This is a genomic window from Novosphingobium kaempferiae, assembly GCF_021227995.1.
GTDB classification, from domain to species: domain Bacteria; phylum Pseudomonadota; class Alphaproteobacteria; order Sphingomonadales; family Sphingomonadaceae; genus Novosphingobium; species Novosphingobium kaempferiae.
On sequence record NZ_CP089301.1, the window covers coordinates 4,666,265 to 4,681,519 of the forward strand.

Genomic DNA, 15,255 nt, shown 5'->3' on the forward strand with positions numbered 1-15,255 from the left:
AATGACCGAGACTATCTACGACATCGCGATCATCGGCGGCGGCGTGAACGGCTGCGGCATCGCGCGCGATGCGGCGGGACGCGGCGCCAAGGTGCTGGTGCTGGAGCAGGGCGACCTTGCCGGCGGCACCTCGTCCGCATCGACCAAGCTGATCCACGGCGGCCTGCGCTATCTGGAGCATTATGAGTTCGCGCTCGTGCGCGAAGCGCTGACCGAGCGTGAGCGCCTGTGGAAGATCGCTCCGCACATCATCCATCCGATGCGCTTCGTGCTGCCGCATGTGAAGGGCCTGCGCCCGCGCTGGCTGCTGCGCCTCGGCCTGTTCCTCTACGACCACATCGGGGGGCGCAAGGCGCTGCCCGCGACCGAAAGCATCGATCTTCACCGCCACCCGGCAGGCGCGCCGCTCAAGCCCGGCTTCGGCAAGGCTTTCGTCTATTCGGACGGCTGGGTGGATGATGCACGCCTCGTCGTCCTCAACGCCCGCGACGCGGCGGACCGGGGCGCGACGATCCTGACCCGCACCGGCGTCGAGCGTCTGGAGCGCGAGGGCGGCGGCTGGGTGCTGCACACCAGCGGCGGCACCTTCCGCGCGAAGGCGGTGGTGAACGCGGCAGGGCCTGCGGTGCTCGACCTCGTCGGCCGCGCGGGCGAGCGCACAAAACGCGCGATGCGGCTGGTGCGGGGCTCGCACATCGTCGTGCCGCGCCTGTTCGATCACCCTTACGCCTACTTCTTCCAGATCCCCGATGGCCGCATCTTCTTCGCGATCCCCTATCAGGGCGACTTCACGCTGATCGGCACGACCGACCGCGACCATGAAGGCCCATTGAGCGAAGTGAAGGCGAGCGCGGAGGAGATCGCCTACTTGTGCGACGCGGCCAACGCCTACTTCGCCAAGGCGATCACCCCTGCCGACGTCGTGTGGAGCTATTCCGGCGTGCGCCCGCTGGTGGACGACGGTTCCGGCAAGCCCGAGGCGGCGACGCGCGGCTACGATTTCGACGTCGATCTGGACGCAGAGGGGCGCGCGCCGTTCCTCTCGGTCTTCGGCGGCAAGATCACCACGTACCGCCATCTCGCCAAGGATGCGGTGGAGAAGCTGCAGCCGCTTGTCCCCGCGCTTTCGGGCAAGGACTGGACCGCCACCGCGCCGCTGCCGGGCGGCGATTTCGCGACGGGCGCGATCGACACGCTCAAGGCCGAACTCGCCCGCGACTATCCGCGCCTCGATGCCATGACGGTGGACCGCGTGGCGCGGGCCTATGGCACGAAGGCGCGCGCGTGGCTTTCCGCCACGCCGGGTGAGGACTTCGGCCATGGCCTGACCGGGGCGGAAGTCGACTATCTCATGGCGAATGAGTGGGCCATGACGGCAGAGGATGTGCTGTGGCGGCGCACCAAGCTGGGGCTGCGGCTGGATGCCGCGCAGGTCGAACGACTGAAGAACTACATGGGTGAGGGACGGTGACGGGCGAATACATTCTGGTCCTCGACGAAGGGACCACCTCGACGCGGGCGATCGTCTACGACGCGGACGGCGCGGTGCTGCATGTGGCGCAGCAGGAACTGACGCAGTATTACCCCGAGCCCGGCCGGGTCGAGCATGACGCGGCGGAGATCTGGGACCGCACGCTCGCCTGCGCGCGCGAAGTCATCCGGAAGGCGGGCGGTGCGGGTCGCATTGCGGCGCTCGGCATCACCAACCAGCGCGAGACGGTGGTGGCTTGGGACCGCCGCAGCGGCGAGCCCGTGACGCGCGCCATCGTCTGGCAGGACCGCCGCACCGCTCCGATCTGCGCGACGCTGCGCGAGGGCGGGCACGAAGAGATGATCCAGTCCCGTACCGGGCTGGTGATCGACCCCTATTTCTCCGGCACCAAGATGCGCTGGATCCTCGACAACGTGCCCGCCGCGCGCGACCTTGGAGAGAACCTCGCGCTCGGCACGGTCGAGAGCTGGCTGGTCTGGAAGCTGACCGGGGGCCTGCACATAACCGACGCCAGCAACGCCAGCCGCACGCAGCTGCTCGCGCTAGACGGGGCGGACTGGGACGACGAACTGCTCGGCCTGTTCGGCGTGCCGCGCGCGGCGCTGCCCCGTGTGGTAGACACCATCGGCACGGTCGGCACCTGCGACCCTGAGGTGCTCGGCGCGGCGATCCCGATCAGCGGCCTTGCCGGAGACCAGCAGGCGGCGACGATCGGCCAGCACTGCCTCAAGGCGGGGGAGACCAAGGCGACCTTCGGCACCGGCGCGTTCATCCTCACCAACATGGGCGAGACCTTGCCGCGTTCGTCGCACCGTCTGCTCGGCACCGTGCTGTGCCAGCAGGACCGCAAGCGGATCTATGCGCTGGAAGGCTCGATCTTCGTGGCGGGCAGCCTCATCAAGTGGCTGCGCGACGAACTCGGCGTGATCCGCGAGGCGCGCGAGAGCGAGGAACTGGCGCGTGCGGTGGCGGACAACGGCGGCGTGCTGTTCCTGCCCGCGCTGGCCGGACTGGGCGCGCCGCACTGGCGTCCGGACGCCAAGGGCGTCGTCACCGGACTCACGCAGGGGACCAGCCGCGCCCATATCGTGCGCGCCGCGATGGAATCGATGGCGCACCAATGCCACGACCTGCAGGCCGCCTTCGCCGCCGACGGCGCCGCCTGGAAGACCCTGCGCATCGACGGCGGCATGAGCGCCAACGACTGGATGGCGCAGGACCTGGCCGACGTGCTCGCCATCCCCGTACAGCGCCCTGCGGACACTGAGACGACCGCGCTCGGCGCGGCGATGCTGGCGGGGGTCGGCGTCGGCATCCACGCTTCGTTGGAGCACGCGATGACCATGGGCGGCGGCGGACGGCGGTTCGTGCCGGACATGGCCGACGGCGTGCGTTCAACGCGCATCGCGATGTGGCAGGCGGGACTGAAGCGGCATATCGACGGGGTTTGAGCCCCGGCGCCCCACGAAAAACGGGCGGGGACCCTTACGATCCCCGCCCGCCTCTCGTTATAGCTTCAGCGTCGTTCAGGCCGCCTGCGCAGCAGCCTGCGCGGCTTGGGCGATCTCCTCGGGAGCCTCGTTGCGGATCAGGTAGTCGAATGCGGACAGCGCCGCCTTCGAACCCTCGCCCATGGCGATGATGATCTGCTTGTAAGGCACCGTGGTCACGTCGCCCGCCGCGAAGATGCCGGGCAGGTTGGTCGCGGCCTTCTCGTCGATGACGATCTCGCCGCGGCCGGTCAGTTCGATGCCGCTGTCCTTCAGCCATTCGGTGTTGGGCACCAGGCCGATCTGGACGAACACGCCTTCCAGCTCGACCTTGTGCTCCTGGCCCGTGTTGCGGTCCTTGTAGACGAGCGCGTTGACCTTCTCGCCGTCGCCTTCGACCTCGGTGGTCTGGGCGCTGGTGAAGATGTCCACGTTCTTCATCGACTTCAGCTTGTCGACCAGAACCTGGTCGGCGCGCAGCTTGGCGTCGAATTCGATCAGCGTCACATGGCCGACGATGTTGGCAAGGTCGATCGCCGCTTCGACGCCCGAGTTGCCGCCGCCGATCACCGCCACGCGCTTGCCCTTGAACAGCGGGCCGTCGCAGTGCGGGCAGTAGGCCACGCCCTTGTTCTTGTACTCGGCCTCACCGGGGACGCCGAGGTTGCGCCAGCGCGCGCCGGTGGTCAGCACCACAGAACGGGCTTTCAGCGAAGCGCCGTTCGCGAACACGACTTCGTGATAGCCGCCCACTTCGCTTGCCGGGATCAGCTTCTCGGCGCGCTGCAGGTTCATCACGTCGATGTCGTACTCGGCCACATGCGCCTCGAGCGCGGCGGCGAGCTTCGGACCTTCGGTGTAGGGGACCGAGATGAAGTTCTCGATGCCCATGGTGTCCTGCACCTGCCCGCCGAAACGCTCGGCGGCGATGCCGGTGCTGAAACCCTTGCGCGCGGTGTAGACCGAAGCAGCCGCACCGGCAGGACCACCGCCGACGACGAGAACCTCGAAAGGCTTCTTCTCGGCCAGCTTGGCAGCCGCCTTGGCATCCGCGCCGACGTCGAGCTTGCCGAGGATTTCCTCGATGCTCATCTTGCCCGAACCCCACATCTGGCCGTTCAGGAAGACCGCGGGCACGGCCATCACGCCGCGCTCCTCGACCTCGGCCTGGAACGTGCCGCCTTCGATCAGCGTCACGTCGGCGTGCGGGTTGTTCAGCGCGATCAGCGTCAGCGCCTGCACCACGTCGGGGCAGTTGTGGCACGACAGCGAGAAGTACATCTCGAATTCGAGGCTGCCTTCCAGCGCCTTGGCCTGCTCAAGCACCTCGTCCGAGACCTTGGGCGGGTGACCGCCGGTCCACAGCAGGGCGAGGACGAGCGAGGTGAATTCGTGGCCGAGCGGCAGGCCTGCGAAGCGCACCCAGGCGCTCGCGTCGCTCGCGCGGCGGATGATGAAGCTGGGGCGGCGCTTGTCGTCGCCGTCGAAAGTGGCGGTGACCTTGTCCGAGAGCGAGGCGATGGTCTCGAGCAGCTCGCGGGTCTCGGCGGACTTCTGCCCATCGCCCAGCGAGGCGACGAGCTCGATCGGCTCGCGCAGCATGCCGAGATATTGCGAGAGCTGTTGCTTCAGGTTGGCGTCGAGCATGTCAAAGGTTTCCTTTCACGATCTCACGATCCTCCCCCTTGATGGGGGAGGGATACGCAGGCTTGGTCGCGGTAGCGGCCTAGCCGCAGTTGGGTGGGGGTGTGGGGCGGGGTGCGCCGTTCGCACCCCCATCCAAGCTTCGCTAGACCCTTCCGGGTCAAGCTACGCTATCCTTCCCCCATCGAGGGGGAAGGCAGGTAGGCGGGCGGCCGAAGTTTCCCCGGCCGCCCGGAACAATCAGATCTTGCCGACGAGGTCGAGCGAGGGAGCAAGCGTTTCAGCGCCTTCTTCCCACTTGGCCGGGCAGACCTGGCCGGGGTGCTCGCGCCAGTACTTGGCGGCCTTGATCTTGCGGACGAGTTCGACCGCGTTGCGGCCCACGCCCTCGGGGGTGATTTCGACCAGCTGGATCACGCCGTCCGGATCGACCACGAAGGTGGCGCGGTCAGCAAGGCCGACGCCTTCGCGCAGCACGCCGAAGTTGTTGGTCAGGGCGTGGTTCTGGTCGCCGAGGAAAGCGTACTTGAGCTTGCCGATGGTCTCCGAGGTGTCGTGCCATGCCTTGTGGCTGAAGTGCGTGTCGGTCGAAACGCCGAACACTTCTACGCCGAGGCCCTGCAGGGTCGCGTACTGGTCGCCGAGGTCTTCCAGCTCCGTCGGGCAGACGAAGGTGAAGTCGGCGGGGTAGAAGAAGAACACGGCCCACTTGCCCGCGATGTCCGCTTCGGTGACGTCGAAGAAGTCCTTGCCGGCCTGGAAGGCGGTGTTCTTGAACGGCTTGATGGTGCTGCCGACGATACCCATGGATGTAAGCTCCCTCAGTTGGGTGGTTGAAACTGGTGAGAGGGAGATAGGCCGGAGGTGTGACGATTAGTAGGGTCTTGATCCGATTGGCTTGATCGAATGTGTCGATAAATGAGCGTCAGATTGTGCGGCTTTGTCGATGAGATGCTGCGGGCCTGCAATCCACCCCGACTCAGCCACGGAAAGGCGAAGAATGCCCCCGATTCGGGGTGATACGATCTAGGAAGGGTTGCCAGGCCCCATTTGTCCCAGCCTTCAGATCGGAGAAAATATCGATGAGTCCCAAGCTGATCCTGCTGCTTGCCGTCGTACTGGCTCTCGCGATTTCGGCCAGCGTGATGACAGGAAACGTGGGAGCCTTCGTCGGCGCCCTGGTGGGCGCGGGCGTAGTCGGCATGTTCGCCTGGCTCAAGAAATCCGACCGACGCTCCTGACGGCAGCGTTCAGGTCCGCCGCATTCAACCTCGGCGCGCCATCCTGACCAGCACTTCGTCCAGCGCCGAAAGGAAGCGGGAGCGGTCCTGCTTCGAGAACGGTGGCGGTCCGCCCACGACGTCGCCGCCTGCCCGCAGGTCCGCCATGATCGCGCGCGTCGCGATGGCGCCTCCGATAGAGGACGTGGTGAAGGGCTTGCCGTTGGGCGCGACGACGCTGGCGCCAAGCTTCAGGCAGCGGTCGGCCAGCAGGATGTCGGCAGTGATCACGACCGTTGAGGCGTCCGTATTCTCGACGATCCAGTCGTCGGCGGCATCGAAGGCGTCGCTCACCAGCTTGCGCGATATCAGCGCGCTCTGCGGCACGCGGATCGGGCTGTTGCTGACGACCGTCACCGGCACCTTGTGGCGCATGGCGACCTTGTAGGTCTCGTCCTTCACCGGGCAGGCGTCGGCGTCGATGAGGATACGGATCATGGCGCGGCCTTACACCGGGGCGTGGGGTATGGCCATATCGGGGGCATGGTGCAGGTGGGGGTTCAGCGTCAGCTTCGCCGAAGGGGCAAGGAAGAAGGGGTTCGCACAAAGGCGCAGAGGTGTCGGGCTGCGCCGCAGACCCGTTCTCTCGTCAACGCCGATAAAACCGCACCGCTGAAAGGAGGAGCTTCGCTGCCAAATGCACGACACCTTTGCGCGAACCCGATCTTTTCCGTCATCCCGGCGCAGGCCGGGATCGCTGGCAAAACCGCCCGAGCTTGAGTGCCAGCGCCACGTCGCAGTGACTCATTCAAAGCTATCGCCTCAAGAGCAGCCAGCGGTCCCGGATCGAGTCCGGGACGACGATTGCGTTGCGTCCGGCAGCAGGACGTTTGTGGTCATGGGCGTTCAAGAAAATTTTATCGAACCCGTCTAGAATTGCGGCATGACTGTCGAGCGGAACCCTCTTTACGCATTCGCCATTCCCGGCTTTTCTGCGGCAATCGGAAGCACTGTTGCGTCATTCATTTACGTATTATGTGTTTCCTGGCGCAATATGGCGGAAGACGATTATCTTGTGGGGTTATTCTTTGCTGCCACGCAGCTTGCGCTTATAAGCGTAATTCTGACGGGTCCGCTGATATTGCTGGTTGCCGTGCCGGTCGTCTATTTCCATGGCGACAGCTTTATTCAGCAGCCCGTGGTCGACTTCTTTATCGTCTCACTCATTGGTGGCTTGCTTGGCCTTGTAATTCAAGGCCTGTTTTTTGACGGTTCGTTCATGCGCGGGGTCTGTCCGCTGTTCGGCTCTGTGATCGCAGGTCTGCATGTTCCGATCGCCTGTCTTGTCCTGCGCGGCAAATCGCGTGCGCGGCAAGATCGTTGAGACGGTCGAACCGAACCCTATCCCGACAGCCCGCTTTCCTACAGCCCCATGCCCACGGTAGCCTGCGCGAATGTCCCGCCCAGCCACGTCATTCTCCCGCACGCCCGATGCACGCCGCCACAAGACGACACTTTCGGCGCACAAGGCGACACATTTCCCGGGGAAGGCGACACTCTGCACCCACAAGGCGACACATTCCGCCCCAAGGTGACAGGTTTGCCCTCTGGACCGTGTAAACCGTGTAAACCTGTCGCCTTGCGGCACGACCCGAGGCGGTCAGTTCAGCCGCCCGATTACCCGCACTGCCCCCGGTGGAGCAGTTTGTGGTCGGCGAGGACGAGCGCCATCATCGCCTCCACCACCGGCACGCCGCGGATGCCGACACAGGGGTCGTGGCGGCCCTTGGTGAACATTTCGGTCGCTTCGCCGGAACGGTTGATGGTCTGCTGCGGGGTCAGGATCGAGCTGGTCGGCTTGAACGCCACGCGGCACGTCACCGGCTGGCCGGTCGAGATGCCCCCGGCGATGCCGCCCGCGTGGTTCGCCAGGAACTCCGGCGCGCCGTCCGGTCCTTCGGCGCCCTGGACTTTGGCGGGCCGCATCGGGTCGGCGTTCTGCTCGCCCGAAAGGCGCGCGGCGGCGAAGCCGTCGCCGATCTCGATGCCCTTGACCGCGTTGATGCCCATCATCGCCGCCGCAAGGTCCGCGTCGAGCTTGCCGTAGAGCGGCGCGCCCCAGCCGGCGGGCACGCCGCTGGCGTAGCATTCCACCACCGCGCCAACCGAGGAGCCGGACTTGCGGGCATCATCGACGATCTTCTCCCAGCGCTGCGCGGCGGCGGCATCGGGGCAGAAGAATGGGTTCTGGGTGATCTCGGCCTCGTCGAACTTGCCGGGGTCGATCATGTCGCCGCCGATCTCGGAGACGTAGGCGAGGATCTTCACCTCGGGGATGACGAGCCGCGCCACCGCCCCCGCCGCCACGCGGCTGGCGGTTTCGCGCGCGGAGGAACGCCCGCCGCCGCGATAGTCGCGGAAACCGTACTTGGCGTCATAGGCATAGTCGGCATGGCCCGGGCGATAGGCGACCGCGACCTCGGAGTAGTCCTTGGAGCGCTGGTCGACGTTCTCGATCATCAGGCTGATCGGGGTGCCGGTGGTGCGGCCTTCGAACACGCCCGAGAGGATGCGGACCTGGTCCGGCTCCTGTCGCTGGGTGGTGAACTTCGACTGCCCCGGACGGCGCGCGTCGAGGAAGGGCTGGATCACGCTCTCGTCGATGGAGAGGCCCGGCGGGCACCCGTCGACGACCGCACCGATGGCGGGCCCGTGGCTTTCGCCCCAGGTGGTGAAACGGAAAAGGCGGCCGAAGCTGTTCACGCTCATGATGGCTCTGCGCCTTGTCGGCAAACGCGCGGTTTGTCCAGTGGAGTACACTGCGGCGGTCGGATCGGGGCGATGCGCCCGCATTGGACGTAATCGTTCCCATGACGAGACACTTCCCGCTCAAAACGGTCCCTTTGAACACTTGTCGATTCGGTTTGGCATCGGCAGGGGAGAACGATGTTTCTGGTCGTATTCCGCAACCGCAAGCGTGCCGACATCGACGTCGACGCCTATATCCACGATTCGATGGAGATGGAGGCGCTCGCCGAGGCGCAGCCCGGGTTCCTCCTGTTCCGCAGCTACACGGCGGACGACGGGGAAGTTCTGTCCATGTCGGAATGGGAAAGCGCGGAGCATGCAGCAGCCTGGGCGCGCCATGCCGAACACGTCGTCGTCCAGCAGCGCGGGCGTGCGGAGTACTATCAGGAATACACGCTCTACGCCTGCGATGTGCCAAGGGTGCAGCGCTTCGACATGAGCGCCGCGCCGCAGGGCTGAACGCGGGTATTCACCGCCCACGGCTTCGTGTATCGCCCCGTGCAAGGCAGGCGCATTCCTTGCGATTATCCCTGCGATCCAGCACGATAGGTACGGCATGGCGATCGAGGTCTACGGCATCCCCAACTGCGACACCGTGAAGAAGGCGCGTGTCTGGCTCGATGCGCAGGGGCTGGCCTACACCTTCCACGACTACAAGAAGGAAGGCGCGGCTCCCGAGAAGCTGGCGACGTGGATCGACGCGGCCGGTCTCGACAAGGTGCTGAACCGCGCGGGCACCACTTTCCGCAAGCTGCCCGATGCCGACAAGGCCGACCTCGATGCGGGCAAGGCGATCGCGCTGATGGTCGCCAATCCCAGCACGATCAAGCGGCCCGTGGTCGAGCATCCCGGGGGCGTTCTCGTCGGCTTCAAGGAGCCCGAGTGGGCGGCGGCGCTGGCCTGATTCGGGTCTGAAGCCGTGAACTGGGTCGAATGGATCGCGGCCGCGCTCGGCCTTGCGAACATCGCGCTGCTGGTGCGGCGCAGCGTGTGGAACTACCCGTTCGGCATGGCGATGGTGGCGCTCTACGCCGTCGTGTTCTTCGAGGCCAAGCTTTACGGAGAGGCCGGGCTCCAGCTGTTCTTCTTCGCCGCGCAGGCTTGGGGCTGGTGGCTCTGGGTGCGCGCCGGCGAGGGCGATTCGCAGGTGCCGGTGCGCTGGCTGGGCAATCTCAGCCGCCTCGTCTGGGCGACGGCCACGGCGGCGCTGGCGCTCAACCTTGGTTGGGTGATGCACCGCTTCACCGACGCCTCGCTGCCTTATGCCGATGCGGCCATCGCCGGGGCCAGTATCGCCGCGCAGATCCTGCTCGGCTTCCGCCGGATCGAGAACTGGGTGCTGTGGATCCTGATCGATGTGGCATCGGTCGCGGTCTACGTCACCAAGGGCCTGTGGCCGACCGCCGCGCTCTATACCGTGTTCCTGGTGATGTCGGCGCTGGGCCTGCGCGAATGGATCGCGGCGTACAGAAAGCAATCATGAAGACCGTCTGCCTCCACGGCGCCGAGAGCACGGGGAAATCCGTGCTGTGCGAGCGCTTCCTCGTCACCCGCGGCTGGCCTTTCGTGCCCGAATACGGGCGGACCTATTGCGAGGAGAACGGCATCGACCTGACGATGACCGACCTTCTCGTCATCGCCGAAGGTCAGGCCCGCGCCAATCGCAGGGCGATGCAGGACGCGCCCGAGGTGCTGCTGTTCGACACCGACCAGCTGATGACGGCGGCCTGGGCGCAGATGCTGTTCGGCGAAGTGCCGGAGCAGCTTCTCACTTATCCCAAGGCCGACCTCTACTTGCTGTTCGAGGCGGACGTGCCCTGGCGCGAGGACGGCACCCGCTTCTTCGGCGAGGACCAGACCCGCGCCCGCTTCGCCGCGCTGGCGGAGGAGGCGCTTCTGCACGCCGGGGTGCCCTTCGTGCGCATCGCCGGGACATGGGAGGAGCGCGAGGCGAAGGCGGTGGCCGCGATCGAGGGGCTGCTAGCGGCTTAGCGGCGCGCCCGCTTCCATTCACCCACCGGAGCGACCGGCAGGCCGGCGTCGAGCAGCCCGAGCACGCCCGGCCTCGCCGCCTTGATCTGCGGCACCGCGCTGACGGCGGGCAGGGCGGTCATGATGTCCCAGTCGTGGTTCTTCCAGTGCTCTGCCGGGATCAGGCGCATGCGGGTGTCGATGCTCGGCTCCCCTTCGACGACGAGGTGGTACTGGTCGTCGTCGATGGCCCAGCCTTCGGCGAGCTTGCGGGTGAGATACCAGATCACCGTCAGGCTCACGACCGTCTCGCCGCCCAGCTTGCCGCGCCAGCCACCGCGCAGGGCGGCATTGGTGCCCTTGTCCATCCGCAGCCAGCCAAGGTCGACGTCCTCGGCGGCGGTGGCGTATTCGCAGAAGAACTCGATGTCGTCGAAGGCGAGGCCCAGCGCGTCGCCGATCCTCTCCACCGCGTCGCGGAACAGGATCAGCCACGCCTGCGCGCGCCCCGCCAGTTCCTCGGTCATGCCGCCGGGCTCGCCGATGCCGAGGAAGCCCCAGGTCTCCACAGATTCATAGACCGAGCAATCGGCCGATTCGGTGATCGCGACCGAGCGCACGTCGCGGCAGATCGCGGTCATGCTGGCGATGACCGAGTTGATCCAGCCGGGGTTGATGCCGGTGATGTAGAGCGAGGAACCGCCCTTCGCGCAGGCCGCCTCCAGCCGGTCCTTCACCGCGCCGCGAATGCCGCCGACGTTGAGGAACAGGTTGGTCGAGATCACGTCCAGCCCACTCTCCAGCAGCCGCACGGCATGGTCCAGATCGGCCTCGAACGGCGTATAGAGCACCGTATCGGCGCCGAGTGCGATGAGGGCGTCGATGTCGTTGGTGGCGGCGATCCCGGTGTCGGGCCGCCCGCACAGCGCACCGGCATCCTCACCCTTCTTGGCGTCCGACCACGCATAGCAGCCCGCCAGTTCCAGTCGCGGATCGTCGAGGATGGCGCGCAGGGCATGCTTGCCGACCTTGCCGGTGGTCCACTGGATGACGCGCAGCTTGTCCATCTCACTCTCCCGCTTCGGCCCGTTTCGGGCGAGTGTCGGGCGGGCGGCGCGGGGAGGGTAGTCCCCGCGCGGGGATCAGGCCTTGCGCGCGGTCGCGATGAAGTTGAGCGAGAGATCGTCCGAGAGGTGCAGCCCCTTTAGCGGCGACCACGAGATGCCGCGCGGGGTGCCGAGTTCCAGACCCGCGCCCGCCGCCAGATCGTGCAGTTCCTCAGGGGTGACGAACTGGCTCCATTCGTGGGTGCCGCGCGGCACCTGGCCGAGCCGTTCGGCGGCCTCCACCAGCAGCACGCGTGAGCGGGCGGTGCGGTTGGGGCAGGAGAGGATCATCAGCCCGTCATCGGCCAGGGCACCGGCAAGCTGGCCGATGAAGGCGGCCTTGTCGGTGACGTGCTCGATCACTTCGAGCGAGCAGACGAGATCGAATCCAGAGAGGCCGAGCGACCCGAGTTCCCCTGCGCGGTAGTCGATGGAGAGGCCGCCCGCTTCGGCATGGGCGCGGGCGGCGGCGGCGTTCTCCGGCGCGGCGTCGACGCCGGTGACGGCGGCGCCCATGCGGGCCAGCGGCTCGCACAGCAGGCCCGCGCCGCAGCCCGCGTCGAGGGCGCGCTTGCCCGCGAGCGGCTTCAACGACCGCGAATCCGTGCCGAAATGGCCGTCGATCGCCTCGCGGATAAAGGCGAGGCGGACCGGGTTCAGCTTGTGGAGCATCGCCGAAGTGCCCTTCGGATCCCACCATTCGGCGGCGAGCGCGCCGAAGTGGGCGGCCTCCTTCGGATCGATTGTTGCGCCGGAAGGGGTAAGAGAGGCAGTTGCATTGTCCATGATCCCCCCCTAACAGCGCCGCCGACTCTTATCCACACCCGGGCATGTCGCGCGGGTGTTTTACGCAGGGGAGCAACGGCGCCTTGGCTCGTATCGTGATGAAATTCGGCGGCACTTCCATGGCCGGGTCCGAGCGAATCCGGCGCGTGGCGGGGATCGTCAAACGCCAGCAGGAAGCCGGGCACGAAGTGGCCGTGGTGGTTTCCGCGATGGCGGGCGAGACCGACCGCCTCGTCAACTTCTGCCGCGAAGCCAACGCGCTCTACGATCCCGCCGAATACGACGTGGTCGTCGCCTCGGGCGAACAGGTCACCTCCGGCCTGCTGGCGCTGACGCTGCAGTCGATGGGCTGCAAGGCGCGTTCGTGGCTGGGCTGGCAGGTGCCGATCAAGACCGACGACGCCCACGCCAAGGCCCGCATCGAGGAAATCGATTCGGACGCCCTCATCGCCTCGATGGCGGCGGGCGAGATTGCGGTGATCCCGGGCTTCCAGGGCGTTTCGCCGGACAACCGCGTGACCACGCTGGGCCGTGGCGGCTCGGACACTTCGGCGGTGGCGGTGGCCGCGGCGGTCAAGGCCGACCGCTGCGACATCTACACCGACGTCGACGGCGTCTACACCACCGACCCGCGCATCGTCGCCAAGGCGCGCAAACTGCCGCTGGTGACGTATGAGGAAATGCTGGAACTGGCCTCGGTCGGCTCCAAGGTGCTGCAGACCCGCTCGGTCTCCCTCGCCATGAAGGAGAACGTGCGCGTGCAGGTGCTGTCCTCGTTCATCGACGAGACCGCCCCGGCTGCGGACACCATCCCCGGAACCCTGATCGTCAGCGACGAAGAACTTGAAGGAAGCGATATGGAACGCCAGCTCATCACCGGCATCGCCGCCGACAAGAACGAGGCGAAGATCACCCTGACCCGCATTGCGGACCGTCCGGGCGCGGTGGCGTCGATCTTTGCGCCGCTGGCGGAATCGAACATCAACGTCGACATGATCATCCAGAACGTCGCCAAGGACAAGGGCGAGACCGACGTCACCTTCACGGTGCCGCAGGCCGACCTCGCCCGCGCGCAGGCGATGCTGGAAGAGCGCAAGGAAGCCATCGGCTTCTACCGCATGATCGCCGAGGGCAACGTGGCGAAGATCAGCGTCGTGGGCGTCGGCATGCGCAGCCATGCGGGCGTCGCGGCGACGATGTTCAAGACGCTGGCCGATCGCGGCATCAACATCATCGCCATCTCGACCAGCGAGATCAAGGTCTCGGTCCTGATCGACACCGACGAGACCGAGCTTGCGGTGCGCGTGCTGCACACCGCCTACGGGCTTGACGCGGCGGCCTGACGGTCCCCGTCACTACGGTAATGCGGAAGAGGCGGCGCGACGAGCGCCGCCTTTTTCGTATCAGAGCGCCTTTGCCAGTTCGTCCCTGAACTTCGGGTCGGCCAGCCCGATCAGCAGCTCCGCCCTCTCATGCAGCGACTTGCCGCGCAGATTCGCGGCGCCGTGCTCGGTGACGATCCAGTGGACGTCGTTGCGCGGCGTCGTCACCGGGCCGTCGAGGCGCGGGACGATGCGGCTCAGTGTCCCGCCCTTTGCGGTGGAGCGGCAGGCGATGACCGATACACCGCGCTTCGAGGCAGCGGCCCCGCGCACGAAATCGAGCTGGCCGCCCGCCGCGGAATGCTGGCGACCGCCCATGAATTCGGAATTGCACGCGCCCTGCAGGTCGACCTGGATGGTGGCGTTGACCGAGACGACATGTTCGTTGCGCCCGATTTCCGCAGGATCGTTCACCACGTCGACGGGCAGGGAATAGAGCTGCGCATTGCCGTCCATCCAGCGGTAGAACGGCGCGTCGCCCATCGCGAAGGCATAGACGCTGCGGCCCGGATGCGTGGCCTTGCGGCGGTTGGTGACGGCGCCCGACTGCGCCAGCGCGGCCAGCGGCGGTGTCAGCAGCTCGGTATGGATGCCGAGGTCGGCGCGGTTGCCGATGCGGCTGCACACGGCGGCGGGCAGGTTGCCGATGCCCATCTGCAGGCAGGCGCCATCATCGACAAGCGCGGCGATGTGGGCGGCGATGGCCTCGTCCTCGGGCGCGGCGGCCTGCTCCCCGAAGGCGAGGAGGGGCACGGCGTTCTCCACCACCGCGCTCACCTGCGAGACATGGAGCGGCGTCGAGCAGGCCACGCGCGGCATCGCCGGGTTCACTTCGACGATGACAGTCCGGGCACAATGCGCCGCGACCGACGTGTAGTCGTTGGCGACGCCGAAGCTGAAGTATCCGTCCTCGTCCATCGGCGAGACGGTGAGCACGCAGGCGTCGAGTGCAAGTTCGTCGCGCAGAAGGCGGGGCGAGCCGCTGAAGGCGCAAGGCACGAAGTCGATCAGCGCAGCGGCGGTCGGGTCGGCGGCGATCAGCTTGCGCTCCACCCCGCTCATGAAGATGCAGCGCGGCCGGATCGCGCCCAACAGGTCGCGGCGCAGGATCGTCGATCCGGCGTGGGACTGAGAGAGCAGATACCAGACGCGCAGGTCGTGGAGCGTTCCCGCTTCGGCCCGGCGGGCAAGGGCGGCGAGGATCGCGGGCGGTTCGGCCACGGCCATGCCCATCGCCATGTCGCTGTCGCTGGAGATCAGGCGCACCGCCTCGTCGGCGCTCGCCAGCTTCTCGGCATATAGCCGCCTTGGGTCCATCGTCCCGCTCCCTTCGTATCTTGTGGGTGCAGGATAGGC

Annotated in this window: 16 protein-coding genes; 9 read left to right on the top strand and 7 right to left on the bottom strand. The window is 66.8% G+C overall.

All coding sequences use genetic code 11. The features are described 5' to 3' along the window. Position 1 precedes the first annotated feature (1 nt). Together LO787_RS21100 and glpK are read left to right on the top strand one after the other, a co-directional pair. Entirely contained in the window at positions 2 to 1,471 is a 1,470-nt protein-coding gene (locus LO787_RS21100; RefSeq protein WP_232492944.1) for a glycerol-3-phosphate dehydrogenase, read from the top strand. After that, entirely contained in the window at positions 1,468 to 2,943 is a 1,476-nt protein-coding gene (gene glpK / locus LO787_RS21105; RefSeq protein WP_232492945.1) for a glycerol kinase GlpK, read from the top strand. The genes LO787_RS21100 and glpK overlap by 4 nt, the downstream gene beginning before the upstream one ends. Before the next feature lie 75 nt (positions 2,944 to 3,018). Here glpK and ahpF read toward each other — a convergent pair whose 3' ends face one another. Both ahpF and ahpC read right to left on the bottom strand, forming a co-directional pair. Continuing rightward, a complete protein-coding gene (gene ahpF, locus LO787_RS21110; RefSeq protein WP_232492946.1) occupies positions 3,019 to 4,629 on the bottom strand; it encodes an alkyl hydroperoxide reductase subunit F in 1,611 nt (536 codons plus the stop codon). A gap of 237 nt (positions 4,630 to 4,866) precedes the next feature. Then, positions 4,867 to 5,433 carry an alkyl hydroperoxide reductase subunit C gene (gene ahpC, locus LO787_RS21115; RefSeq protein ID WP_232492947.1) on the bottom strand — a complete coding sequence of 189 codons (567 nt, stop codon included), beginning with the start codon at positions 5,431 to 5,433 and terminating at the stop codon, positions 4,867 to 4,869. Between the two features lie 275 nt (positions 5,434 to 5,708). Here ahpC and LO787_RS21120 point away from each other — a divergent pair, with 275 nt between their 5' ends. Then, entirely contained in the window at positions 5,709 to 5,867 is a 159-nt protein-coding gene (locus LO787_RS21120; protein ID WP_232492948.1) for a hypothetical protein, read from the top strand. A gap of 24 nt (positions 5,868 to 5,891) precedes the next feature. Here the strand turns inward: LO787_RS21120 and LO787_RS21125 are convergent, their stop codons facing one another. Further along, the gene (locus tag LO787_RS21125; RefSeq protein WP_232492949.1) at positions 5,892 to 6,344 is read right to left on the bottom strand and encodes a YaiI/YqxD family protein; all 453 of its coding nucleotides are present in this window, start codon (positions 6,342 to 6,344) and stop codon (positions 5,892 to 5,894) included. A 445-nt stretch (positions 6,345 to 6,789) separates the two neighbouring features. On the opposite strand from LO787_RS21125, the gene LO787_RS21130 reads away from it, so the two are divergent. Continuing rightward, complete coding sequence (locus LO787_RS21130; RefSeq protein WP_232492950.1) at positions 6,790 to 7,230, top strand: hypothetical protein; 441 nt, start codon at positions 6,790 to 6,792, stop codon at positions 7,228 to 7,230. 293 nt (positions 7,231 to 7,523) lie between these two features. Here the strand turns inward: LO787_RS21130 and aroC are convergent, their stop codons facing one another. Then, the gene (gene aroC / locus LO787_RS21135) at positions 7,524 to 8,615 is read right to left on the bottom strand and encodes a chorismate synthase (RefSeq protein WP_232492951.1); all 1,092 of its coding nucleotides are present in this window, start codon (positions 8,613 to 8,615) and stop codon (positions 7,524 to 7,526) included. A 177-nt stretch (positions 8,616 to 8,792) separates the two neighbouring features. Between aroC and LO787_RS21140 the strand changes: the two genes are divergently transcribed. From LO787_RS21140 to LO787_RS21155, 4 genes are all read left to right on the top strand, one after another. Further along, complete coding sequence (locus LO787_RS21140; protein ID WP_232492952.1) at positions 8,793 to 9,113, top strand: antibiotic biosynthesis monooxygenase family protein; 321 nt, start codon at positions 8,793 to 8,795, stop codon at positions 9,111 to 9,113. A 97-nt stretch (positions 9,114 to 9,210) separates the two neighbouring features. Then, positions 9,211 to 9,558 (top strand): arsenate reductase, encoded by a 348-nt coding sequence (locus tag LO787_RS21145; RefSeq protein ID WP_232492953.1) that lies wholly within the window; start codon positions 9,211 to 9,213, stop codon positions 9,556 to 9,558. A gap of 15 nt (positions 9,559 to 9,573) precedes the next feature. Then, positions 9,574 to 10,137 carry a nicotinamide riboside transporter PnuC gene (pnuC, locus tag LO787_RS21150; protein WP_232492954.1) on the top strand — a complete coding sequence of 188 codons (564 nt, stop codon included), beginning with the start codon at positions 9,574 to 9,576 and terminating at the stop codon, positions 10,135 to 10,137. After that, positions 10,134 to 10,646 carry an AAA family ATPase gene (locus tag LO787_RS21155; protein ID WP_232492955.1) on the top strand — a complete coding sequence of 171 codons (513 nt, stop codon included), beginning with the start codon at positions 10,134 to 10,136 and terminating at the stop codon, positions 10,644 to 10,646. Before pnuC ends, LO787_RS21155 begins: the two co-directional genes overlap by 4 nt. Here LO787_RS21155 and LO787_RS21160 read toward each other — a convergent pair. Together LO787_RS21160 and ubiG are read right to left on the bottom strand one after the other, a co-directional pair. Continuing rightward, the gene (locus tag LO787_RS21160; RefSeq protein WP_232492956.1) at positions 10,643 to 11,692 is read right to left on the bottom strand and encodes an NAD(P)H-dependent amine dehydrogenase family protein; all 1,050 of its coding nucleotides are present in this window, start codon (positions 11,690 to 11,692) and stop codon (positions 10,643 to 10,645) included. The genes LO787_RS21155 and LO787_RS21160 overlap by 4 nt on opposite strands. A 75-nt stretch (positions 11,693 to 11,767) precedes the next feature. Continuing rightward, positions 11,768 to 12,517: a bifunctional 2-polyprenyl-6-hydroxyphenol methylase/3-demethylubiquinol 3-O-methyltransferase UbiG gene (gene ubiG / locus LO787_RS21165; protein WP_232492957.1), complete on the bottom strand. Its 750-nt coding sequence runs from the start codon at positions 12,515 to 12,517 to the stop codon at positions 11,768 to 11,770. 83 nt (positions 12,518 to 12,600) lie between these two features. On the opposite strand from ubiG, the gene LO787_RS21170 reads away from it, so the two are divergent. Beyond that, a complete protein-coding gene (locus LO787_RS21170) occupies positions 12,601 to 13,860 on the top strand; it encodes an aspartate kinase (protein WP_420847769.1) in 1,260 nt (419 codons plus the stop codon). Positions 13,861 to 13,920: 60 nt separating this feature from the next. Here the strand turns inward: LO787_RS21170 and LO787_RS21175 are convergent, their stop codons facing one another. Continuing rightward, complete coding sequence (locus tag LO787_RS21175) at positions 13,921 to 15,216, bottom strand: acetyl-CoA hydrolase/transferase family protein (protein WP_232492958.1); 1,296 nt, start codon at positions 15,214 to 15,216, stop codon at positions 13,921 to 13,923. Between the last annotated feature and the right edge of the window lie 39 nt (positions 15,217 to 15,255).